At 46.2% G+C, this 582-nt stretch carries 1 pseudogene; it reads right to left on the bottom strand.

Annotated elements, in window-relative coordinates:
• Positions 1-582: pseudogene (locus tag SQ11_RS15385) on the bottom strand (site-specific DNA-methyltransferase); the annotation flags it as partial.

Raw genomic sequence — 582 nt, 5'->3', positions numbered from 1 at the left:
TTGGAGTGTCAAATACCGCTGCACCAAACAACTCCTTAATTTCTGCGCCGCCATCATCGGTCGTTCCGCTAGATTTGTAATCCCAGACGTCAACTGGAACCATACCACCAGTCTGGTCAGACAAATATATCTTGAGCCTCGGATATTCCGCATCTCCATCTTTAGCCCAGTAGAGCCTGTTTTCTGCTACATGCTGTTTGTGCTCTGTTTGAGAGTATTTCCAGGCATGGGTCGGATGATGAACAATCGCACCAGTGATAGGATTCTTAATTCCATATACGAGGTTCGGACGAGCCTCCTTGGTTGCGGGGTTGACATATGAAGATGTAATCCATGCGCCTCGTGGATCATTGTCTGGGTTACGGTATCCTGAATCGGCCTTTTCAGAACGTTTTTCCTTGATAATATCCAGAGACTCCGAACACCGAAAGACAAGAATGTTGTCCTTCAATGAATAAAACCTCTTGGCATTATTCGATCTGGTGTACCGTTTTTCCCATGCAATCTGCGCCACAAAATTTGTGGCCCCAAAAATTTCATCACAACAATGACGCAGGCTAGCCACCTCACCATCGTCAATGG

Source organism: Nitrosospira sp. NpAV, from assembly GCF_000832065.1.
Classification (GTDB): domain Bacteria; phylum Pseudomonadota; class Gammaproteobacteria; order Burkholderiales; family Nitrosomonadaceae; genus Nitrosospira.
The sequence above is the reverse complement of the archived record's forward strand: the minus strand, read 5'-3'. Positions and strand labels throughout refer to the sequence as shown.